This is a genomic window from Rhodanobacter sp. MP7CTX1 (genome assembly GCF_014205795.1).
Taxonomy (GTDB): domain Bacteria; phylum Pseudomonadota; class Gammaproteobacteria; order Xanthomonadales; family Rhodanobacteraceae; genus Rhodanobacter.
Genome location: NZ_JACHCN010000007.1, coordinates 1 through 21,150, shown reverse-complemented (window position 1 = coordinate 21,150; position 21,150 = coordinate 1). Strand labels below are relative to the sequence as shown.

Here is a 21,150-nt window from a genome sequence, read left to right as displayed (position 1 = left end):
GGCTTAGTTGGCCGGCACGGTGAAGCTGGGTTCGGTGGGTTCCTGCACGCTGGTGTCGCGCTCCCAACCCTCGTTCTCCAGCTTGATATGCTGGATCGCCACGGCGTTGGCGTTGGCGTCGAGATCCGGCATCGCCTGGAACTCCGATACCCAGCAGCGATAGATCTTGTAGGCGAGCGCGAGCTGACCGGCCTCGTTGTACACCTCCAGGATGATGTCCTTGCGGAAATCCTTGAGTGACACTTCGGCGCCCAGACCCGCACCATAGTTCCAGACCTTGTTCGCCCATTTCTCGAACTCGGTATCGTTGGTGACGCCACGCTCGACGGTAACGGCGTCGTACTCGGTGCGCCCCGGCGATTTTCGAGTGCTGCTGGGATCGCCGCCTTCGCGATGCTTTACCACCTCTGTGGTGCGCTTTAGCCCGGATACCTTGCTGACGCCGGCCACATAGCGGCCATCCCACTTCAACCGGAACTTGAAGTTCTTGTACGGATCGAAGCGCTGCGCGTTGACGCTGAACTGAGCCATGTCATTGTCCTCAGGTCTGGATCTGGCCGGCCATCTGCTGCAGCTGGATGACCACGAATTCGGCGGGCTTGAGCGGCGCGAAGCCGACCACGATGTTCACAATGCCCAGATCGATATCGTTCTGGGTGGTGGTCTCGCTGTCGCACTTGACGAAATACGCATCCGTCGGTGTCTTGCCCTGGAACGCCCCCTGGCGGAAGAGGTTCTGCATGAAGGCACCGACGTTGAGGCGGATCTGCGCCCACAACGGGTTGTCATTCGGCTCGAAAACCACCCATTGCGTGCCGCGGAACAAGCTCTCTTCGATGTACAGCGCGAGCCTGCGCACGGGTATGTATTTGTAGTCGTCGGCCAACAGGTCGGAGCCGCGCAAGGTGCGCGAACCCCACACCACCGGGCCGCTCAGCGGGAAGTTGCGCAGGCAGTTCACGCCGATCGGATTGAGCATGCCGTTTTCGGCATCGGTGAGCACCGTGGCCAGACCTTGCACACCGTTCAACGACGCATCGAGTCCCGCTGGCGCCTTCCAGACGCCGCGCTGGGTATCGGTGCGAGCCATCACGCCAGCCACGATGCCGCAGGGCACGAAGGTATCGAGCTGTCCCTGCCGCGCCGGATCGGATTCAATCACGCGCGGGAAAAACACTGCCGCATTGCGCGCGGGGACACCGAAGAGACCGAGCTCAGTCAACCCTGCGTTGTTGTTGGTGATTCCGTTGGCGGTGGCCCAGTCCTCTGGCGCGTCAACGATCAACAGGGCGCGCCGATCCACGCAGAACGCCATCGCGGCAACGTTCACGGCGACGCTTGTGTTCCCGGCACGAGTGTCTGGCGGTATGCACAGCAGGTTGAACAAATCCACCTTCAGCAGCGCATACATGCCGGTCTTCGCGTCCGAGTTTCCCAGGTAGTTGGAGTCCAGCAGCTTTGCGCCGTCCGAAGCCTGCCCTGCAGTCACCACGCCGGTCGAGGACGCATCCTGGTCCCAGACCGTTTTACCTGCCGGCGCATCGCCTGAAGCCGCCGGTACGGTGGTTGCCGGAAGCGTCAGCGTGGAAGCGACTCTCACGAAGTTGGAGCTGGCAGCCAGCACACGATCGACGCGGCGGGGGCTCTCCTTCACCGTCAGATTCAGGAATGTCTCCTGGGTGCCACTGACCATCTCACACACAGTGAGGTTGAATAGGTCGGCCGGTGTGAGGGTGGGGCCGAGGCTGGCGGCGACATCGACGAGATCGGGTGAGAAAGGTGCGACATTGATGTCGATGCGCGCTCGCAGATTGTTGCCCCACTTGCCCGCCGAAGCCGCCACCAGCGGAAGATTGGGAATGGCGATGGCGGCGTTCGCCAGACTTACGCCATCGCTCTCGTACAGTCGAACGATCACTGCCTGCGCACCGCCGTTGAGATAGAAATCGCGCACCGCATAGCCCATCGGGTAGTTCGCATCCAGCGCGCCGAACGCGCGCTCGAAATCACCGTAGCTGTTGATGACCAGCGGACCATCCGGATCGGAATCGATTGGCCCCATCAGCGCCCGGCCGATGAAGGCCGTGATCGACGTCGCCACGCCGGTGATGGTGCGAACACCGCTGGGAATTTCTTCGATATAGACGCCCGGATAACTGAGGGTGACTGGCATGGCTGTTTCCTCGGTGATGACAAAAGGCAATCAATGCAGCAGCGGACCGCCGGAACGATTGAGCGCATACAACACCGCGCCACCGGGCAGGTGCTCGCAGCGCAACTTGCCGTGTGTGACCAACTCGCCGAGTACGCGCTCGATCCGCTCGCGATCGGTTTCGTAACGCTGTTGGGGCAACCACCAGCTGACGATTCCATCGAGCGTATCGGCCGCTTCGGGGTGCTTTTGCAAATAGGCGAGCACAGCGGTCTCCACTTCGCGCAGGCGCGCCTCTTCTTTTCCTTGCCGATGCATGCGGCACCTCCGCGTCTACGCGGAAGCTGCAGGCAATACGCGTGCCACGTCCCCGCCGTGCGCAAGGGCTTCCGGTCGGGCTTCGTGCAGGAAGGTGGAGGAACGGTCGGGTCAAGCCTGACCCGGTTGCTTCAACGCCGCGGGAAGATGGGTACCCGGCAGACGTACCCGGCAAGCGGGCGACTACACACTGCCAACTACAAACTACCTACGGCTAGCGGCAATGAAAGTGCCGAGCCTCGATACCGTGCTTCTTCAACAGCTTGCCGAGCTGACGACGCTCGGTGCCGGAAAGCTTCGCGGCTTCGGTGATATTGCCGCCGGCACGCTGCATAAGGCTCAGCAGATAACCACGTTCGAAGGCGACAATGGCGTGGTTTTTTGCCACGATAAAGCGCAGATCGGTATCGTCATCCACAATACCATTCACGGATTCTTCTACTGACGAATCACCGTGACTTGCGACGGGCGCGGCGTCAGCGAGCTCGCCCAACGCCGCCAGATCAATCATGTCGCTGTCGGCGCGCAGATAAGCGCGCAGCACCACGTTCTCCAGCTCACGCACGTTGCCCGGCCAGTCGTGCGCAGCCATCGCGTGCAACGCCTCAGGCGACCAATGTTTGGTGGGCCCACCCAGGCGCTCGGCAGTGGCGGTGAGAAAATATTCAGCCAGAAGCTCCACGTCGCCGGTGCGTTCGCGTAACGGTGGCAAGCGGACGTGCAAGGCGTTGAGCCGGTATTGCAGGTCGCGACGGAACTGCCCCGTGGCTACCCGAGTCTCCAAGTGCGCATTGGTGGCGGCGATCACTCGCGCATTGGACACCCGCGCCGTACCGCAGCCCACTGGCCGGTATTCGTTATTTTCGAGAAAACGCAACAAGGTCACCTGCGCCTTGCTGGAAAGCGCATCGACCTCGTCGAAAAACAAGGTGCCGCCCCGCGCATGATCGATCAGGCCCGGTTGCGCGCTTTTGGCATCGGTATAGGCGCCGCGCTCGTGACCAAATAACTCGTTCTCGATCAGATTGTCCGGCAAGGCGCCGCAGTTCACTGGCACGAAGGGACGCTCTCGGCGTGCGCTGACATAGTGGATCTCGCGTGCGGCGAGCTCCTTGCCCGTGCCGGTCTCGCCTTCGATCAGCACCTGCACGTCGCAACTGGCGTAGCGTCGCAACTGCGTGCGCGCAAGCAGGAATGTTGTCGACTGGCCGAGCATCACCGGCATCGTCCCTTCCCCATCAGTCCGTCGGGCGGTCAGAGCAGGTCACCGCCGGCTATCCAGACTCGCCCGCTTGCAACGCAGGCGACGGATGGCGGTCGCAAGTATGCGCGCCCGCGCCCTGCAATTCCATCCGTATTTGACCATGGAAACTTACGTTGAGGCCATGCCGCGGCAATTTCCTACGTCCATGGTTAACGTTGCGTAATACGCTTTTAACAACCTCGCGTGAATACGTACCGCGTCTGCGACTTCGGCGGGACAGCCTGATCGCGCTCGACTACACGGATTCTCAATGGAAAGCGGCCGCACGCTCGTCGAGCCGGCCATTTGCACGACCGCACCGGCAGAGAAGCGCATCATGAGGCGATTTCAACTGGATGCCTGCTGATGACTTATTCCACCTTGATGGTTCACCTGGACCTTGGCGTTTCCAATGATGGGCTTCTTCATATCGCTGCCGATCTTGCAGCGCGTTTCAATGCACATGTCATCGGCATTGCTGCTTGCCAGCCGTTGCAGGTCAACTACGGCGACGGCTATATGTGCGGGGATCTGATCGAACAGGATCGCCTCGAGATAAGCAGAGAGACCACCCAGGCTGAAGCCGATTTTCGCGCAGCGTTGCACGGCATCGCTTCTCGTCTGGAATGGCGATCGACCGTGCTTCCCTCCTCGTTGGCGACCTACGTTGCTGAGCAGGCAGGCGCCGCCGATCTGCTCATCGTCGGCCCCGAAGAGAAAGGGCTGACACGCGATTTTTCCCGACGCGTGAATGTCGGCGAGCTGGTCATGCAAGTTGCGCGGCCCGTGCTGCTGGTGCCGCCAGGCATCAATCAACTGAACCTGGAAAATGTCGTGGTGGGATGGAAGGCGACCAGGGAATCGCGCCGCGCCATCAGCGACGCATTGCCGTTGCTGAAGCTGGCTGGGCACGTGACCGTGCTGGAGATTGCCGCAACCGAGGAGATCACCGAGGCCCACAATCGTCTCAAGGACGTTGTCGACTGGCTCGCGCGCCACGGTATTGCGGCCGAGCCCATGACCGCCGTTTCGCAGGGAGACGATGCCGCAGAACTTGACGCTATCGCGCAGGAAAAAGGCGCGGGGTTACTGGTGGCCGGGGCCTACGGACACAGTCGTCTGCGTGAATGGATGCTGGGCGGCGTGACGCGCGATCTCATGTTGCACCCAGCCCGTTGTGCGCTCGTTTCACATTGAGTGAATGAATGTGCCGACAACAGTCACCCACATCCACCGTGTCATGGCGGCAGGCACTCAGCGACCGAAGATGATTTCCTTGCCTTCGTGGTCGCGGTCCCAGCCGCGCAATTGATCGCGTATATGTGCGATGCCCTGGCGGCCGAGCGCGTTACGCTCTTCGTCGAGTACGTGGCCGTCGAGCAGCTCTGCCAGACGTTGCGCGGTGGGCAGCATGGCATCCCATGCATCCAGTGCCGGCAACGGACCGGGCAAGGTCATGAAGAAACTCACTCCGGGTGTGCGCAGCGCGTCCAGCCGGCCCAGATCGAAGTTGCCGGGCTTCAACATATTCGCCACGCTGAAGATCGGGCCAAGTTCGCGCTTGCCGTCGAGCAGGCGGTGATAGATACCCATGTCGCCGAACTCGAGGCCGGCCTTTTCGGCGGCTACCACCAGGTCCGGGCCATTGAAGTGCACGCCTTCGCGCGCCACCACAAACAGCGTGACGATACGCTCCACCGGCAACTGCGCCGGACGCCGGCCCAGGTCCGAGCGTGGCGGGATCCTGGGTGCTGGAGGTGCGACCGGAGCCGTGGCAGCGGGTGTCTCGAAGGAGCCGGCCTGCGTGCTCGGTTCGCTATGCGCAGGTGCACGCAAGGCATCGACAATGGACGCCGCATGGCCGGCAAGCTTGGGCTGTGCCGGCCTGGCGGGGGCACGTTCACCGGAGAGCGTGGCACCCAGGCGTTCAAGCTCTTCGCGCAAACCAACATCCAGTTCGCCCTGCTGCGGTTGCACAGCGCCCGGATGGCTTTCGCCTGGCGGCGAATCAAACACGCTGAAGGCAGGATCATCGGCAAGGCTGGACCCGCCGAGGGTGGGCTCGCGGCGCTCGCCTCCATGTGGACGCTCGCCCCCATGCGGCTGATCGGGAACCAGCCGTCGCCTGCCCTGTTCTTTCTTCGGCTGACCAAACAGCCAGAGCAGTGCCAACACGATCAGACCGACAATGAGCAAAGGAATACCCACATTGGGATTCCAGGCGAAGGCGAGCACAGGTTGCGACGTCATCATCATGGGGTCCTCAGGCAGCTCCTGCCAGTTTAGCCGCTTCGGCCAGATCCACCTGCACCAGACGCGATACGCCTGGCTCGTTCATGGTCACGCCGCACAACTGGGTAGCCGCTTCCATCGTGGCCTTGTTGTGGCTGATGAAGATGAATTGCACTTTTTCGCTCATCTCCCTGACCAGGCTGGAGAAGCGTCCGACGTTCGCTTCGTCCAGCGGCGCATCGACCTCGTCCAGCAGACAGAACGGTGCGGGATTGAGGCCAAAGATGGCGAACACCAGTGATACCGCGGTGAGCGCCTTCTCGCCGCCGGACAGCAACGTGATATTAGAAATGCGCTTGCCCGGCGGGCGCGCCATGATCGACACGCCGGTGTTGAGCAGATCGTCGCCGGTCAGTTCCAGATAGGCGTGGCCGCCACCGAACAGCCGCGGGAACAACTCCTGCACACCGGCGTTGACCTTGTCGAAGGTTTCCTTGAAACGCTGGCGGGTCTCGCGATCGATCTTCTTGATCGCGCCTTCCAGCGTCTCCATCGCGCTGACCAAGTCGGCCAGCTGGTTGTCCAGGTAGGTCTTGCGCTCGCTCTGTTCGGCGTGCTCCTGGATCGCGGCGAGATTGACGGGCTCCAGCCGCGCGATCTTCTGCGCGAGATCGACGAGCTGTTGACGCCACTGCCCGGCGTCGATGTTCTCGGCCAGCTCGGCCAGCAGCGTTTCCAGCTCGAGACCTGAAGCGGCAATCGCCTGAGCCAGCTGTTCGGCGCGAAGCTGCAGCGCTTGTGCAGCAAGGCGTTTCTCGGACAGGTTTTCGCGCAGCGCGGACAGGCCCTGCTCCGTCAGATGACGTTGTTGCTCCAGCTTGCGGAATTCGAGATCGCAGTCTTCCAGAGAACGCCGCGCTTCGACAAGCTGTTTGTCGATCAGCAGGCGTTGATCCAGATAAGTCTGGCGCTCACTCTCCAGTTCAGCGATCGGATCGGAGCCCGCCGCGAGCTGCTCGGCGATCTCCGTGCGACGCGCTTCGATCTGGCGTAGTTGCGCATCCATGCGGCCCAGCGCCTGCTCCAGCGAAGCGAGCGATGAACGCTTTGACTCCAGCCCCAAGGCCAGTGAGTGCGATTGATCGGCGGCCTCACGCGCGTTCATGCGCGCTTCCTCGCGCGCCTCGAGCAGCGCGCGGCGTTCGTTTTCGAGTTCGCGGCGCTGATCTTCCAGATCGCCCATCAGGCCGACCGATTCATCCAGCCGCGCACGCGCCTCGCGTGCCTGGCTCTGCATGTCGTCGAGCTGGGTGGCCAGATCGTTCAGTTCGCCAGTGACTTTCTCGGCGCGGGCACGGGCGGTTTCCAGCTTGCCGCGATGACTCTGCAGCTGGCCGGCCAGTTCGGACTGGCGACGATGCGCGTTGTACAGCTCGCGCTGGGCGTCGTCGCGCGCACGTTCGGCCTCGAACTTGGCGGTGCGCAGCGTGTCGAGTTGCTCGCTGGATGCCTCCAGTTGTGCTTCCAGCGCGTCGATCTGTTCGGCCAGCATGCGGATCTCGCGCTCACGCGCCAGCACGCCAACCTGGCTGCCCTGGGCACGACGCACGCGCGCCCAACCCGGGCCCAGCCATTCGCCGCTACGAGTGATCACCGACTGATACGGCGCCAGCGCGGATAGCGAAGCCACTCGTTGATGTGCTTCGTCGAGCGACTCAGCCGTCAACACATGCCCGAGGATGGCCATCGCGGCGGCGGGTCCGCGCACATGCGCGGCCAGCGTGCCGGCCGTATTGGCGCCACCGTCGGCTGCATCGAGCAACGCGACATCGGCGTTGTCCAGCGCACCGAATTCGGCCGCCAGGGTATGCGAACCGTCTACCAGCACGCTGTCCAGGAAACCGCTCAAGGCCGTTTCCACTGAAGTTTCCCAACCGGCTTCCACCTGCAGCGATTCACCGAGGCGACGCGACTTGTCCAGCCCGAGTCGGGCCAGCCAGCCGCTGGCGGCGCTTTCTTCCTGGCCGAGCGCGGCGTGCTGCAGCGCTTCCAGTGACGCATGCCGACCGCGTGCGGCCTGCAACTGCTGACGAGCTTCGTTCAGCGCCGACTGCACCTGGCGCTCTTCGTCCTGCACTTTCTCGTGGGTGATCTTGTGCTGGTCGAGCAGGCCGCCGAGCGTTTCGACGCGCTCGCGCTGAGTGTCGTGTTCGCCATGCAGTTGCTCGCCGGCGGCGTCCAGCGCGGCCACGTCGGTGGTCTTCTGTTCGGCTTCCAGCGCCTCGCGACGGCGAGACAGATCGATGCCCTGGCGATCCAGATAGTTGAGCTTGGTGCGTTCCACTTCCGCGGCACGGCTGGATTCGCCGGCATTGCGGGTGTGGCTGTCCCAGCGCTGCTGCCAGTCAGCCAGCTTTGTCTCGGTGTCGCGTTGAGCTTCGGCGGTATCGTCCTGCAGCTGCTGCAGCGCTTCGAGTTTCGGCTCGCCTTCGGCCAGCGCCATGCGCAACGTTTCGATCTGCTGACTGTCGGTGGCGATGTGCGCGGCCAGTTCGGCATGCTCGCGCTCGGCTTCGCCGTGGGCGCGCTGCAGACGATCGGCCGTCTCACGGTTGTGGCGCACCTGCTGTTCGACCCGGGCGATCTCGGCGCCGACCTTGTAGACCTCGGCCTGCACAGAGTTCAGATGTTCGCTGGCGTCCACGTGGCGCTCGCGCATGCTCTCCAGCTGCGCCTCGGTCTGGCGCTGACTGGCCAGCTGCTTCTCGATCTCGATCTCGGCGGCGGACAGGCCCGCACCTTCGCCATCCTGCTGGCTCTTCAGGCCGCGGTATTCCAATGCGCGAAGTTCCGCTTCTTTGCGCGTCTGTTCTTCTTTCAGTGCCTTCCAGCGTTCGGCCGCGCGGGCCTGGCGGTTGAGATGATCGAGCTGCTTGTCCACCTCGTCGCGCACGTCGCGCACGCGGTCGAGGTTTTCGCGGGTCGCCTTGATGCGGCTTTCGGTTTCCTTGCGGCGCTCCTTGTACTTGGAGATGCCGGCGGCTTCTTCCAGATGCGTGCGCAGTTCTTCCGGATGCGCCTCGATGATCTGGCTGATCATGCCCTGCTCGATGATCGAGTAGCTGCGCGGACCCAGACCAGTGCCGAGGAACAGGTCGGTGATGTCGCGGCGCCGGCAGCGCGCGCCATTCAGGAAATACGCGGACTGGCCGTCGCGGGTGACCTGGCGTTTCACCGAAATTTCGGCGTACTGGCCGTACTCGCCCTGGATCGTGCCGTCGCTGTTGTCGAAGATCAGCTCGACCGTCGCCTGCCCCACCGGCTTGCGTGAATTGGAGCCGGAGAAGATCACGTCGGTGAGCGAATCGCCGCGCAGGCGGCTGGCGGCGCTCTCGCCCATGACCCAGCGGATCGCATCGATGATGTTGGATTTGCCGCAACCGTTAGGCCCGACCACGCCGATCATGTTGCTCGGCAGGTGCAGGGTGGTCGGATCCACGAAGGACTTGAAACCGGCGAGTTTGATGGTGCTTAGGCGCATGCGGACATCAGTGGGTTTCGATGAGGTGTTGGGGGTAACGCCCGTGCATTCGGGCGACACGGCACTGTGCCAAACGTGGGGCCCAGCTGCAATGCGTTACGGAATGAAGATATCACTTCAAGAATGAAGTTTATGTAACTGTTATTACTGATTATTCGCCGGAACGGGCATCAATCGACAGCGCATGGATGCCGTTATCCATCAATCCTTCCACCGCCGCGTACACCATGCGGTGGCGTTTCAGCGGCGTTTGCCCGGCAAACGCGGCGCTGACAATGCGTACGTGGAAGTGCCCCTTGCCCTCACCCGCGTGACCAGCATGCTTGTGGCCTTCGTCCAGCACTTCGAGCTCGCTCGGTGCAAACGCAGCCTGCAGGCGCTCACGAATCTGCTCGAGCATCGGTTGTGCGGCCATAACCTTGCTCATGCCGTCGGCAGGACTTTGCGGAATGGCTTGACCGTGGTTTCACGGTAGACGCCGGCGTCGATATAGGGATCGGTTGCGGCCCAGCTTTCTGCGTCCGACAGCGACGCGAATTCGGCCACGATCAGGCTGCCGGTGAAACCGGCCGGACCCGGGTCCTCGGCGTCGATCGCAGGAAACGGGCCGGCCACAAGCAGGCGGCCTTCGTCCTGCAACTGCTGCAGGCGGGCCACATGCGCTGGCCGCGCCGCTTTGCGTGCTTCCAGCGAATTCGGGTGGTCGGTGCCGATGATCGTGTACCACATGGCTCAGGCCTCCGGGCGCATGTAGGGGAACAGCAGCACGTCACGGATCGATGCCGAGTCAGTCAGCAGCATCACCAGACGATCGATGCCGATGCCGAGGCCGCCAGTCGGCGGCAGGCCGACTTCCAGCGCACGGATATAGTCGGCGTCGAAGTGCATCGCCTCGTCATCGCCAGCATCCTTCGCATCGACCTGCGCCTGGAAACGCGCGGCCTGATCTTCCGGATCGTTCAATTCGGAGAAGCCATTGGCGATCTCCTTGCCGTTGACGAACAACTCGAAGCGATCGGTGATGCCCTTGTCGGTATCGCTTTCACGCGCGAGCGGCGACACCTCGACCGGATGGTCAGTGATGAAGGTCGGCTGGATCAGCGTGTGCTCGACCGTCTTCTCGAAGATTTCCAGCAGCAACTTGCCCCAGCCATAACCGGGTTTGACCTGCGCGTGCAGACGTCGCGCGTGCGCAGCCATCGCCTCACGGTCACGCAATTCTTCGCGACAGATCTCCGGGTTGTGCTCGAGCACCGCGTCTTCCATGCGCCAGCGCCGGAACGCAGGACCCACGTCGATTGCAGCACCGTCCCAGGTCAGTTCGGTGGTTCCCAGCACGCTTTGCGCGGTATCGCGAATCACCGCCTCGGTGAGATCCATGATCTCGTGATACGTGGCATAGGCCTGATACAGCTCCAGCATCGTGAATTCAGGGTTGTGCCGGGTCGACACACCCTCGTTGCGGAAGTTGCGGTTGATTTCGTAGACGCGATCGAAACCGCCGACCACCAATCGCTTCAGATACAGCTCTGGGGCCACGCGCAGGTAGAGATCCATATCCAGCGCGTTGTGATGCGTCACGAACGGTCGCGCGGTGGCGCCACCGGGGATGACGTGCATCATCGGCGTTTCCACTTCCATGAAGCGGCGCGTCGGTGCTTCCAGCCACTGACGCATGAAGCCGATGATCTTCGAACGCAGCGCGAACGTGCGGCGCGCCGGCTCGGTGACGATCAGGTCCACATAGCGCTGGCGATAGCGCTGCTCCACGTCGGCCAGACCATGGAATTTGTCCGGCAGCGGACGCAGGCTCTTGGTCAGCAAGCGCAAGTTATCGACGCGCACCGAAAGCTCACCGGTCTTGGTGCGCATCAGCACGCCTTCAGCGCCCACGATGTCGCCGACATCCCAGCCTTTGAACGCCTCGTAGACTTCGCCCAGCGTGCCCTGATGGATGAACAGCTGGATGCGCCCGCTGAAATCCTGAAGTTGCACGAAACTGACCTTGCCTTGCACGCGCTTCAGCACGATGCGGCCTGCCATTTTCACGCGACGTGCAGCGGCTTCGATCGCTTCGGCCGTCAGCACGTCCTTGTCGGCAAACTCGGTTTGCAGATCACCGGCAAAACTGTCCACCTTGAAGTCGTTCGGAAACGCGATGCCTTGCCCGCGCAACGCGTTCAATTTTTCACGACGCTCGGCGATCAGTTTGTTTTCGTCTTGCACCGGTTCGTTGGTGTCGATGGCGGGCGTGGCGTTATCACTGGTCATGCGTATTTCCGGTTAGCGGTGGCGTTGCAAAGCTCGCGCAGATCAGGCTGCGCCAAATCCCCTTCCCGTCATTCCTGCGGAAGCAGGAACCCAGTGTTCTCAGACTAGAGGGGCCTGGATCCCTGCCCTCGCCCCTTTTTCCGGGGTTCGCAGGGATGACGATCTTGCTTAGGTGGCGATGTTGCTCATCAGGCGTCGATGCGTTTCGAACCCGCTTCGAGGCCCGATTTCAAACTGGCTTCAATGAATTCATCCAGATCACCGTCCAGCACCTTCTGTGTATCCGTGCGTTCAATACCGGTGCGCAGATCCTTGATGCGGCTCTGATCAAGCACGTAATTGCGGATCTGGCTGCCCCAGCCAATGTCGGACTTGGTCGCTTCCAGTGCGTCCCGCTCGACATTGCGCTTCTGCACTTCCAGCTCATACAGCTTGGCTGCCAGCATCTTCATCGCGGTATCGCGGTTCTGGTGCTGGCTGCGGCCAGTCTGGCAGGCCACGACGGTATTGGTCGGGATGTGCGTGATGCGTACGGCGGATTCGGTCTTGTTGACGTGCTGGCCACCGGCGCCGGACGAACGGTATACATCCGTTCGCAGGTCGGCCGGATTGATCTCGATATCGATGTCGTCATCGACTTCCGGCGACACGAATACCGACGTGAAGCTGGTATGCCGGCGATTGTCCGAATCGAACGGGCTCTTGCGCACCAAACGGTGCACGCCGATCTCGGTCTTCAGCCAGCCGTAGGCGTAGTCGCCCTCGACGCGGAATGTGGCGGATTTGATCCCGGCCACTTCGCCGCCGCTGACTTCCATCAGCTCGGTCTTCCAGCCGCGCGATTCGCACCAGCGCAGGTACATGCGCAACAACATTTCCGCCCAGTCCTGCGCCTCGGTACCGCCCGCACCGGCCTGGATGTCGACGAACGCGTTGGTGGCGTCCATCTTGCCGGAGAACATGCGCTGGAATTCCAGCTTGCCCACCTGCGCTTCGAGCTTGGCCAGATCGCTGATCACCGAGTTGACGGTGTCCTCATCGCCATCGGCGACGGCCATTTCCAGCAGATCGCCAGCGTCAGTGAGCCCGGCGGTCAGCGTTTCGATGCCATTGACGATGGTATGCAGGCGGGCGCGTTCACGGCCCAGCTCCTGCGCGCGCGGCGGATCGTCCCAGATGGTGGGGCTTTCCAGTTCGCGGCCTACTTCTTCCAGACGTTCGCTTTTTGTAGCGTAGTCAAAGATACCCCCTAAGCGACTCGACGCGGCCCCTGAGGTCCGCGATCTGCGCAAGGATCGGATTGATTTCGATCATGGTTCAGCCAGTTGAAGTTGCGGGCGGCGCAAGGCACCGTCGGTAAATAGCTATACAGGATAGCAAACAGGTCAAGTCAATGCGTGGCTGTGCACCCCGCGCACCGCCCGGCCGGAGGGGTCGGCGGCGTTCGCAAACGCCGGATCCCAGGCCAGCGCGGCCGGTGAAGAGCAGGCAATCGACTTACCGCCCGGCACGGTGGCCGCGCAGGCCTCGCCCGGAAAATGCTCTTCGAAGATGCGCCGGTACAGGTAGGCCTCCTTGGTCGCCGGTGTGTTGAACGGGTAGCGCGCGGCAGCCGCGGAAAATTCACGATCGCTGATCGCCTGCTCCGCATGCGCCTTCAGCCCATCGATCCAGCCATAGCCGACACCGTCGCTGAACTGCTCCTTCTGCCGCCACAGGATGGCGTCGGGTATAGATCTCGCCGTTTACCGCCAGCGCCAGTTCGCCATCGCGCGAGCGCAGCGGCTGCGCGCCGCTGGCCGGGTCGACGATGGCCAGCCGCTCGTGCACCAGGATCACCCCGGCATCGACGAACACGCCGCTCCAGTCCGGCCCGCGATGACGCTGGCGTTGCGACAGCTCCAGCGCCTGTCGGCGCAACGCGGCCAGGTCGTCGCCTGGCAGAAGATCGAATATCCCGAAAATCGAACACATGGCCTGTCCCCTCGTCGTTGAATAAAAAAGCGGTGACGCAGAAACGAAGAAGGCCCGCACTGGGCGGGCCTTCTTCGCGTGTTTCGGAAACTTGAAGCTACGCGTAGGCCCGCCAGAAGTTGGCGTTATTGTTCGCGCGATTGTTATTGTTACCAGCCAGGTTATTGCCAGCCAGCACAAGGCTCCGCGCGGAAAGCGCGGTAACGGTCTGTGAGCTGGCAATCATGGGATGCATGCGCCGACTAGAACAGATTGGACGTCCATCCGCAAGTAGCCCGGAAGGATGCGCCGTCAGGCCGCTGATTCGGTGATCCAGCGCTTCGCTTCGTCCTGTTCACTCAGATGGAACAGCCGGATCTCAGCGGGGATCATGAAGCTCATCGCCGAGGTGGTCGCGCGCAACCATGGCACGTCGCTCACCAGCGCCACCCGATCCCAGCCGCTGAAATGGCGCATGCCCATCTTGGCGTCGTCCCACATGGCACCGGGATCGAACCCGGTGAAATCCGCGGCGGTGATATAGAGCACACGCAACTTCCGATTGAGCGCAAATGCCGCCTCGACATCCGGCACGATCACACGTTCGTAGTCAGCGGCGGTGACCTGGCCGTGGGCACGAAAACCCAACGTGCCGGCTGGCAATCCTTCGATCTGTTCGATCATGGCAATCTCCTTTGCGGACAGGTGGAGCCACAGTCTGAATCTGACGCTGTGAACACTATGCGAGCTCACCCATAAGCGCAGCTAGCCTCAAACCTGTGGGAGCGACTTCAGTCGCGATAGCTTTTGCTCCAGACCCGCCAAGAGCATCGCGACTGAAGTCGCTCCCACAAGGGATGGCTCAGGTCGGCTCGATGTGCCGCAGCAGCAGGCGCGGGCTTTCACGTCCTTGCCAGTCGTTGATGCCCAGTTCGTAGACGGCGCGTAATCGGGGCGGCGGCGGTTGACCGTGATACGCGTTGAACATCACCGCATCGTGCAATGAGCCATCGCGCGGATCGCGCAGTTGCAGACGCAGATGGCGCTCGGCCATCACCTTCCAGCTGGTGCACTCGAACAGGTTGTCGAACAGTGGCTCGGGAAACGCCTGCCCCCACGGCCCGGCGTGGCGCAGCTGCCGGGCCAGTGCCAGCGACGCGGCACCCGGTGGCAGCTCGCCGTCGGTGTAGAGCACCGCCTGCAATCTTTCTGCGTCGATCAGTTCGCGCGCGATCGCGTCGAACGCCGCGGCAAAACGCGGATAGTCACGGGTTTTCAGGCTCAGTCCTGCTGCCATCGCATGGCCACCAAAGCGCTCGATCAATCCGGGCTGTCGCGCGTCTATCGTGGCCAGCGCATCGCGGATATGGAAACCCGAGATCGAGCGCGCCGATCCGCGCAGGTCGTCGGGGTTGTCCTCGCTAGCCGGTGCAAACGCGATCACCGGACGATGCAGGCGATCCTTCACCTTGGACGCGACCAGACCCACGATGCCGGCATGCCAGGACGGCTCGTACAGCGCCACGCCTACGGCATCGGTATACGCCGCTCCGGCTACGATCAACTCCGCCTCGGCCACCATCGAGGCTTGCATATCGCGGCGTTCCAGGTTGATCGCGTTGAGCTCACCGGCATAGCCGCGTGCCCGCATCGCGTCGTCGGTGAGCAGGCATTCGACACCCAGGCGCATGTCTTCCAGCCGTCCGGCCGCGTTCAAACGTGGGCCGACCGCGTAGCCGAGATCGCTGGCGCATAACGTCGCCACACTGCGCTTGCCGGCTTCGACCAGCGCAATGATGCCGGCACAGGCACGACCGCTGCGGATACGTTGCAGCCCAGCTTCGACCAGCACGCGATTGTTGAAATCCAGCGGGACGAGATCGGCCACCGTGCCCAACGCCACCAGGTCGAGCAGCACAGACAGATCCGGCTCGCTGCCGCTGGCAAAAGCAGCTTGCTCGCGCAACTGTGCGCGCAGCGCCAGCAGCAGGTAGAACATCACGCCCACGCCGGCCAGCGCCTTGCTGGGAAACGCTTTATTCAAGCGCGCATCGTACGCGCAAAGATCGCAAGGTGGGCTTGCATGCCCGCAGCTTTCAAGATCGACCAGATTGGGGTTGACCATCGCATCGCATGCCGGCAACTGCTCGCCAGGCAGGTGATGGTCGGTAACGATGACGCGGATGCCGTGCGCCTTGGCGGCAGCCACGCCCGCCACACTGGCGACACCGTTGTCGACAGTGACGATCAACTGCGGCTTCGGCTGCATCGATTCGACGAATGCCGGGCTGAGCCCGTAGCCGTGGACGAAGCGATTGGGTATCGCATAACTGACTCGCTTGGCTCCGAGTAGTCGCAACCCACGCACGGCCACGGCGGTGCCGGTAGCACCATCACAGTCGTAGTCGCCGGCGACGAGGATCGTCCAGTCATCTCGAATCGCTTCGATCAGCAGCGCGACGGCCTGCGCCATTCCACCCAACGTCTGCGGCGACAACATGCGCGCCAGCCGATGTTCGATCTGCGCCGGACCGAGTACGCCGCGCGCGGCGTACACCTGCTGCAGCACCGGATGCACCGAGTCGGGCCAGCCACTGGGTGTGCCCCTGGAATCGCGCCTGCGCAACTGCAGCGTGCTCGATGGCGGCGTAGTCAACGGCCCGCCTCACGCCAGAAGCGCCAGCGATGCCACGGCTTGCGCAGCCATCGCTCACCGCTGGCGAAATGCAGGCCGACCGATTGTCGAGCCAGCAACGCGTTCAACGTCGGCCACCAGCGAAATTCGATGTCGCTGGCAGGAAGATCCTGCAGATCGATCAGCCAACCTGCCACCGCAGCGTTGATCGCTTCAGGAGTCCGCGCTTGCAGCGTGACACCGGCGCGCTTGGCCAAAGCGCTCAGCAGCAGATCATCGCTGACCACACCGCTCAGATCACTGTGGACACGGTCGGGCAAGCTACCACCGCCCCACAGCCACAGACTGTTGATCGGCGCCAGACCACGTGCCCGCCGTTCGGCATTCAGCGGATGCTGATGCAGCAGCACCTGGATTTCGTTCAGCAGGACGCGCCACCTGCGCCCTTCCGCGCCCTGCGGCAGATGCTGCGACAGATCCTCGCCCAACGCCTGTTCGGGTGCAGCGAAGATCGGCAGTGGACTGTTCAGCGGCAGTCGCAGATGCCAGCGATCCGGTGTGGAAATTTCCAGTTGCAGGCCAGCTTCGTCGAATACCGGCCGCAGCGGTTCGGCCAACGCATGGGCATCAGCCATCTCCAACTGCAGCTGACCACAAGCCAGCAATCGCACACCGTTCATATCCGGCTGCACCCAGGCGGGATCGGCCGACAGCCAGGTGAAGCCGGTAGCGTCTGCGGCGATGTATTCGCGAGTGAGCGCGGCCGCCGGCAGATTCGCGTCGACACCCTGGAAATAATCACCCAATCCAGCCAGATAACCGGCGGTACCCGAGGCAAGCCGATCGGCACGAGCCAGCAACTGACGCAGCGGATGGTCAGCTTCAAAATGCGCCAGCGCAGGCAGCCACAGTTGCAGCGATCGCTCCGGCTTGGTGCTCATGGCTGTCTCTACGCTTCCAGTCGTTCGTACAATTCCAGCCACTCTGCATCCAGCGCTTCTTTCTCGCGGCGCAGCTCGGTCTGGCGTTGCCCCAGCCGCATCATTTCCTGGGTGGGCCCGTTGTACGTGGCTGGATCAGCCAGCTGGGCCTCCAGCGCTGCCAGTTCGGCGTCGATGGTGGCGGTGCGCGTTTCGATCCGTTTCACTCGCTGGCGCGAGGTTTTCTCGTTCTCGCGCTGGGCGGCGGCATTGCGGCGGCGTTCCTCAGGCGATACTTCCGGCTCGACCTTGACCGGCGGCTTGAATGCGGGCTTCGCCGCGGCCGACCCAGCCTTGGCGGCTTTCTTGTTCGCCGCACCGCGCGTCCGCAGCCATTTCGCGTAGTCGTCGAGGTCGCCGTCGAAACTTTCCACCACACCGTCGGCCACACGCCAGAAACTATCGCAGACCATGCCGAGCAGATGGCGGTCATGCGATACCAGCACCAGAGCACCGTCGAAGTCGGCCAAGGCATCGGCCAGCGCCTCGCGCATGTCGAGGTCCAAATGGTTGGTCGGTTCGTCGAGCAGCAGCAGGTTCGGCTTGTCCCAGGCGATCAGCGCCAGCGCGAGCCGCGCCCGCTCGCCGCCGGAGAAACCATCCACCGATTCGAATGCGCGGTCACCGGCAAAATTCCAGGTGCCGAGAAAATCGCGCATGACCTGGATGGCCACGCCCGGCGCCTTGTCCTGCAAATGATCGAGCGGGCTGGTGCCTTCGCGCAGGCTTTCCACCGTGTGCTGGGCGAAGTAGCCGATCTTCAGGTCCTTGTGCGACTTGCGGATGCCGGCCAGCGGTTCAAGTTCCCCCACCAGGGTCTTCACCAAGGTGGATTTACCGGCACCATTGGGACCAAGTAGACCGATCCGATCGCCCGCTTCGAGACTGAAGCGAACGTCGCGCAGAATGATGTTGGGTTCACCACCGTCCGTCGGATAGCCGGCCGTGATGTCTTCCAGCTGCAGCATGGAATCGGGCAGACGCCCCGGCACCGGGAACTGGAAACTAAAGGGCCGCTCGGCGCGCACCGCCTCGGTACCGGCCATCTTTTCCAGCCGCTTCATGCGCGACTGTGCCTGCTTGGCCTTGCTGGCCTTGGCCTTGAATCGATCGACGAAGGACTGCAGGTGCGCCCGCTCGGCCTGCTCGCGCTCGTGCGAAATCTGTTGCTGACGCAGATGCTCGGCACGTTGGCGCTCGAACGCGCTGTAGTTGCCGGTGTACATCTTCGCCTTGCCGTCATTGAGGTGCATGGTGTGCGTGATCACGCCATCGAGGAACTCGCGATCGTGCGAAATGATCAGCAAGGTGCCCTGATAGCGACGCAGCCACTCTTCCAGCCACAGCACCGCATCCAGATCGAGATGGTTGGTGGGCTCATCCAGCAGCAGCAGTTCGGACGGCGCCATCAAGGCACGCGCCAGGTTCAAGCGCACGCGCCAGCCGCCGGAGAACTCGTGTACTGCACGCTCATGCGTTTCGGGCGAAAACCCCAGCCCGTGCAGCAACCGACCGGCGCGGGCGCGGGCATCGTAGCCGTGCAACTCCTCGATGCGGTGATGTGCGCGGGCCATCGCCTCGGTATCGCCGCGTGCATCGGCGTCGTTTTCTTCCAGCAGCACGGCGGCAAGCTCTTCGTCGCCGCCCAGCACGTAGTCGATCGCGGCATCCGGCAGCGCCGGGGTTTCCTGCGCCACCGAGGCCAGCCGCAGCTTGGACGGCATATCCAGCTCGCCGGCATCACCCTCCAGCTTGCCCTGCAAGGCGGCAAACAGGCTGGATTTTCCGCAGCCGTTACGGCCGATCACGCCAAGGCGCCAGCCGCTCTGAATCACCAGGTCGATATCGGAAAGCAGCAGGCGTGTGCCACGGCGCAACGCAAAGTGTCTGAAAGCAATCATTACGAGGAAAAGTGTCCAAACCGGGCGAACAGCCGCCCGCAGCCCCCCATGATAGCCGTCATCGCGGTATTCTCGATGAGCCGGATGGTTGCGCCCGGGTCAGGCCGAATGTCCATTCCGTCGCAATCGGTGTAAACCGGCGCCACGTAATCGACACTCTGCTTGCCGCGTTGTGGCGTAGCATGGGTGCTTCTGCTACAACGACACCGCACACAGCCTTGTCTGGAGAGGGGAGCCATGGTTAAGTTCACAAGCAGTTTGCCGATCATCGTCATGTTGGTCGCTACCGCTGGTTTTGTCGCGCCGCAGGTGGCTAGCGCGACCGGAGACACCCTGCTGGTGCATCGCGTGCAGGAAGAAAACAGCATGAACCTGCCCAGCCGTGGCGAGAGCATGGCCGCGGTCGAAAAAACCTACGGCGCACCCTTGCGCAAATTGTCGCCGGCTGGCGGTGATACGGCGAAGCATCCGCAGATCAACCGTTGGGAGTACTCCACATTCATTGTGTATTTCGAGCACAGTCATGTGATTCACTCCGTGCTCAACACGCCGGCTGGCAACAACACGAATCCGACAGCCGTCAACTGACCGGTTTGAGCTGAATCGATTTTCCGACCGCGCGGCCTGTGGCGACACAGGCCGCGTTTTTGTGTGCGGAACGAAAACCTCGTCGTACAATTCGCCGTTCTGCGCCCGACCTGGCGCCCTCGTGCCCCCCGAGATATTCCATGACCGTCCACTCTCTACGCCTGCCGGCGGAATGGGAACCGCAGGCCGCGGTGCTGATCGCCTGGCCACACGCCGACACCGACTGGGCCGAACGCCTGGCCGAAGTGGAGACCACCTATGTGGCCCTGGCTGCTGCCGTCACGCGTTTCCAGCGCCTGATCATCGTGGTAGCCGACAGCGCGCTGCGGGTGCATGCAGAGGCCCAGCTGAGCAAGGCCGCCGTCGATCTGGCGAAAGTCCGCTTCGTCGAATTGCCGTATGACGACACCTGGCTGCGCGACTCCGGCCCGATCACGCTGAAGGCCGGCGACAACCAGTTCCAGCTGACCGATTTCCGCTTCACCGGCTGGGGCGGCAAGTTCGGTGCCGAACAGGATGATGCCCTGATTGCCGGGCTGGTCGAAGCCGGCGTGTTTGGCCACGCCGACCATCAGCGCATCGACTGGGCGCTGGAAGGCGGCGGCATCGAGAGCGACGGCGAAGGCACTGTACTCACCACTTGGCGTTGCCTCGTCCAGCGCCATCCCGAGCAGTCACGTGAAGAGATGAGCCGCATCCTGCGCGACAGCCTGCACGCCTCACGTGTGCTGTGGCTGGACTATGGTTATCTCGAAGGCGACGACACCGACGCCCATATCGACACGCTGGCGCGCTTCGCACCGGGTGAGCGCATCGTGTTCCAGGCCTGCGACGATGTCAGCGATCCGCATCACGATGAGCTGCAGCGCATGGGCCAGGAGCTGGCAGCGCTGCGTACCGTCGATGGCCGGCCCTATCAGCTGTATCCGTTGCCCTGGGCGAAACCCATCCTCGACCAGGGCCGGCGCCTCGCCGCCTCATACGCGAACTATTTGATCGTCAACGGTGCCGTGCTGGTACCGGCCTATGGCGACAAGGCCGACGACGAAGCCGCCCGGATTATCGGCACCGCACACCCGGACCGGGAAGTCGTGCAAGTCCCCTGCCGCCCCCTGATCTGGCAGAACGGCAGCCTGCATTGCATCACCATGCAGCTGCCCGCCGGCCTGGCCTGAGACCGGTTTAAGCCACTTGTGGGAGCGACTTCAGTCGCGATGCTTTTGATCTCAAGCCAAAAGCACCGCGACTGAAGTCGCTTGTATGTTTGACGGCGGCGAGTCAGAAAGGGCTTGCCGGGGTGGAGGGACCTTAGCCGCATCTGGCCGTAGGCACAGAC

The 21,150-nt window shown here is 62.8% G+C and carries 19 protein-coding genes and 1 pseudogene; 3 read left to right on the top strand and 17 right to left on the bottom strand.

Going from position 1 to position 21,150, the window contains the following annotated elements:
* Nucleotides 1-3: 3 nt before the first annotated feature.
* From HDE77_RS10525 to HDE77_RS10510, 4 genes are all read right to left on the bottom strand, one after another.
* The gene (locus HDE77_RS10525; protein ID WP_184417289.1) at nt 4-531 is read right to left on the bottom strand and encodes a phage tail protein; all 528 of its coding nucleotides are present in this window, start codon (nt 529-531) and stop codon (nt 4-6) included.
* A gap of 10 nt (nt 532-541) precedes the next feature.
* Nucleotides 542-2,173, bottom strand: coding sequence for a phage tail sheath C-terminal domain-containing protein (locus HDE77_RS10520; protein ID WP_184417288.1), 1,632 nt, complete (start codon nt 2,171-2,173; stop codon nt 542-544).
* 30 nt (nt 2,174-2,203) lie between these two features.
* Nucleotides 2,204-2,470, bottom strand: coding sequence for a hypothetical protein (locus HDE77_RS10515; RefSeq protein WP_184417287.1), 267 nt, complete (start codon nt 2,468-2,470; stop codon nt 2,204-2,206).
* 214 nt (nt 2,471-2,684) lie between these two features.
* Nucleotides 2,685-3,695 carry a sigma-54 dependent transcriptional regulator gene (locus HDE77_RS10510; RefSeq protein ID WP_184417286.1) on the bottom strand — a complete coding sequence of 337 codons (1,011 nt, stop codon included), beginning with the start codon at nt 3,693-3,695 and terminating at the stop codon, nt 2,685-2,687.
* Between the two features lie 384 nt (nt 3,696-4,079).
* Here HDE77_RS10510 and HDE77_RS10505 point away from each other — a divergent pair, with 384 nt between their 5' ends.
* Nucleotides 4,080-4,910, top strand: coding sequence for a universal stress protein (locus tag HDE77_RS10505; RefSeq protein WP_184417285.1), 831 nt, complete (start codon nt 4,080-4,082; stop codon nt 4,908-4,910).
* A gap of 57 nt (nt 4,911-4,967) precedes the next feature.
* Here HDE77_RS10505 and zipA read toward each other — a convergent pair whose 3' ends face one another.
* The 13 genes and pseudogenes from zipA to HDE77_RS10445 form a co-directional block, all read right to left on the bottom strand.
* Nucleotides 4,968-5,963 (bottom strand): cell division protein ZipA, encoded by a 996-nt coding sequence (gene zipA / locus HDE77_RS10500; RefSeq protein ID WP_184417284.1) that lies wholly within the window; start codon nt 5,961-5,963, stop codon nt 4,968-4,970.
* Between the two features lie 13 nt (nt 5,964-5,976).
* Complete coding sequence (gene smc, locus HDE77_RS10495) at nt 5,977-9,486, bottom strand: chromosome segregation protein SMC (protein ID WP_184417283.1); 3,510 nt, start codon at nt 9,484-9,486, stop codon at nt 5,977-5,979.
* 151 nt (nt 9,487-9,637) lie between these two features.
* The gene (locus HDE77_RS10490; protein WP_184417434.1) at nt 9,638-9,886 is read right to left on the bottom strand and encodes a BolA family protein; all 249 of its coding nucleotides are present in this window, start codon (nt 9,884-9,886) and stop codon (nt 9,638-9,640) included.
* Nucleotides 9,887-9,909: 23 nt separating this feature from the next.
* Complete coding sequence (locus tag HDE77_RS10485) at nt 9,910-10,215, bottom strand: YciI family protein (RefSeq protein ID WP_184417282.1); 306 nt, start codon at nt 10,213-10,215, stop codon at nt 9,910-9,912.
* A 3-nt stretch (nt 10,216-10,218) separates the two neighbouring features.
* A complete protein-coding gene (lysS, locus tag HDE77_RS10480) occupies nt 10,219-11,757 on the bottom strand; it encodes a lysine--tRNA ligase (protein ID WP_184417281.1) in 1,539 nt (512 codons plus the stop codon).
* Nucleotides 11,758-11,945: 188 nt separating this feature from the next.
* A protein-coding gene (gene prfB / locus HDE77_RS10475; protein ID WP_184417280.1) for a peptide chain release factor 2 occupies nt 11,946-13,071 on the bottom strand; the annotation gives its coding sequence in 2 pieces (ribosomal slippage) (nt 11,946-12,995 and nt 12,997-13,071; 1,125 coding nt in all).
* A gap of 71 nt (nt 13,072-13,142) precedes the next feature.
* Nucleotides 13,143-13,490, bottom strand: a pseudogene (locus HDE77_RS10470) (asparagine synthase-related protein); the annotation flags it as partial.
* The gene (locus HDE77_RS10465) at nt 13,381-13,731 is read right to left on the bottom strand and encodes a hypothetical protein (RefSeq protein WP_184417279.1); all 351 of its coding nucleotides are present in this window, start codon (nt 13,729-13,731) and stop codon (nt 13,381-13,383) included. The pseudogene HDE77_RS10470 and the gene HDE77_RS10465, both read right to left, overlap by 110 nt.
* A gap of 97 nt (nt 13,732-13,828) precedes the next feature.
* Nucleotides 13,829-13,957 carry a hypothetical protein gene (locus HDE77_RS20505; RefSeq protein ID WP_255482649.1) on the bottom strand — a complete coding sequence of 43 codons (129 nt, stop codon included), beginning with the start codon at nt 13,955-13,957 and terminating at the stop codon, nt 13,829-13,831.
* A gap of 65 nt (nt 13,958-14,022) precedes the next feature.
* On the bottom strand, nt 14,023-14,394 hold the full coding sequence (locus tag HDE77_RS10460) for an STAS/SEC14 domain-containing protein (protein WP_184417278.1): 372 nt from the start codon (nt 14,392-14,394) through the stop codon (nt 14,023-14,025).
* Nucleotides 14,395-14,572: 178 nt separating this feature from the next.
* Nucleotides 14,573-16,366, bottom strand: a complete 1,794-nt coding sequence (gene recJ / locus HDE77_RS10455; RefSeq protein ID WP_184417277.1) for a single-stranded-DNA-specific exonuclease RecJ — start codon at nt 16,364-16,366, stop codon at nt 14,573-14,575.
* Nucleotides 16,363-17,286 carry a phosphoglycerate mutase gene (locus tag HDE77_RS10450; RefSeq protein WP_184417276.1) on the bottom strand — a complete coding sequence of 308 codons (924 nt, stop codon included), beginning with the start codon at nt 17,284-17,286 and terminating at the stop codon, nt 16,363-16,365. Before HDE77_RS10450 ends, recJ begins: the two co-directional genes overlap by 4 nt.
* Nucleotides 17,287-17,294: 8 nt before the next feature.
* Nucleotides 17,295-19,226 carry an ATP-binding cassette domain-containing protein gene (locus tag HDE77_RS10445; RefSeq protein ID WP_184417275.1) on the bottom strand — a complete coding sequence of 644 codons (1,932 nt, stop codon included), beginning with the start codon at nt 19,224-19,226 and terminating at the stop codon, nt 17,295-17,297.
* Nucleotides 19,227-19,463: 237 nt separating this feature from the next.
* On the opposite strand from HDE77_RS10445, the gene HDE77_RS10440 reads away from it, so the two are divergent.
* Both HDE77_RS10440 and HDE77_RS10435 read left to right on the top strand, forming a co-directional pair.
* Nucleotides 19,464-19,814, top strand: coding sequence for a hypothetical protein (locus tag HDE77_RS10440; RefSeq protein WP_184417274.1), 351 nt, complete (start codon nt 19,464-19,466; stop codon nt 19,812-19,814).
* 140 nt (nt 19,815-19,954) lie between these two features.
* A complete protein-coding gene (locus HDE77_RS10435) occupies nt 19,955-20,989 on the top strand; it encodes an agmatine deiminase family protein (protein WP_184417273.1) in 1,035 nt (344 codons plus the stop codon).
* Nucleotides 20,990-21,150: the final 161 nt, after the last annotated feature.

What these genes read in the sequence shown, in the direction of transcription:
- HDE77_RS10515 (WP_184417287.1), bottom strand. Translation starts at nt 2,470, where the DNA reads ATGCATCGGCAAGGAAAAGAAGAGGCGCGCCTGCGCGAAGTGGAGACC.
- lysS (WP_184417281.1), bottom strand. Translation starts at nt 11,757, where the DNA reads ATGACCAGTGATAACGCCACGCCCGCCATCGACACCAACGAACCGGTG.
- HDE77_RS10525 (WP_184417289.1), bottom strand. Translation starts at nt 531, where the DNA reads ATGGCTCAGTTCAGCGTCAACGCGCAGCGCTTCGATCCGTACAAGAAC.
- HDE77_RS10460 (WP_184417278.1), bottom strand. Translation starts at nt 14,394, where the DNA reads ATGATCGAACAGATCGAAGGATTGCCAGCCGGCACGTTGGGTTTTCGT.
- HDE77_RS10450 (WP_184417276.1), bottom strand. Translation starts at nt 17,286, where the DNA reads ATGAGCACCAAGCCGGAGCGATCGCTGCAACTGTGGCTGCCTGCGCTG.
- smc (WP_184417283.1), bottom strand. Translation starts at nt 9,486, where the DNA reads ATGCGCCTAAGCACCATCAAACTCGCCGGTTTCAAGTCCTTCGTGGAT.
- HDE77_RS20505 (WP_255482649.1), bottom strand. Translation starts at nt 13,957, where the DNA reads ATGATTGCCAGCTCACAGACCGTTACCGCGCTTTCCGCGCGGAGCCTT.
- HDE77_RS10440 (WP_184417274.1), top strand. Translation starts at nt 19,464, where the DNA reads ATGGTTAAGTTCACAAGCAGTTTGCCGATCATCGTCATGTTGGTCGCT.
- HDE77_RS10510 (WP_184417286.1), bottom strand. Translation starts at nt 3,695, where the DNA reads ATGCCGGTGATGCTCGGCCAGTCGACAACATTCCTGCTTGCGCGCACG.
- HDE77_RS10505 (WP_184417285.1), top strand. Translation starts at nt 4,080, where the DNA reads ATGACTTATTCCACCTTGATGGTTCACCTGGACCTTGGCGTTTCCAAT.
- HDE77_RS10465 (WP_184417279.1), bottom strand. Translation starts at nt 13,731, where the DNA reads ATGTGTTCGATTTTCGGGATATTCGATCTTCTGCCAGGCGACGACCTG.
- HDE77_RS10490 (WP_184417434.1), bottom strand. Translation starts at nt 9,886, where the DNA reads ATGCTCGAGCAGATTCGTGAGCGCCTGCAGGCTGCGTTTGCACCGAGC.
- HDE77_RS10435 (WP_184417273.1), top strand. Translation starts at nt 19,955, where the DNA reads ATGACCGTCCACTCTCTACGCCTGCCGGCGGAATGGGAACCGCAGGCC.
- HDE77_RS10520 (WP_184417288.1), bottom strand. Translation starts at nt 2,173, where the DNA reads ATGCCAGTCACCCTCAGTTATCCGGGCGTCTATATCGAAGAAATTCCC.
- HDE77_RS10485 (WP_184417282.1), bottom strand. Translation starts at nt 10,215, where the DNA reads ATGTGGTACACGATCATCGGCACCGACCACCCGAATTCGCTGGAAGCA.
- zipA (WP_184417284.1), bottom strand. Translation starts at nt 5,963, where the DNA reads ATGACGTCGCAACCTGTGCTCGCCTTCGCCTGGAATCCCAATGTGGGT.
- HDE77_RS10445 (WP_184417275.1), bottom strand. Translation starts at nt 19,226, where the DNA reads ATGATTGCTTTCAGACACTTTGCGTTGCGCCGTGGCACACGCCTGCTG.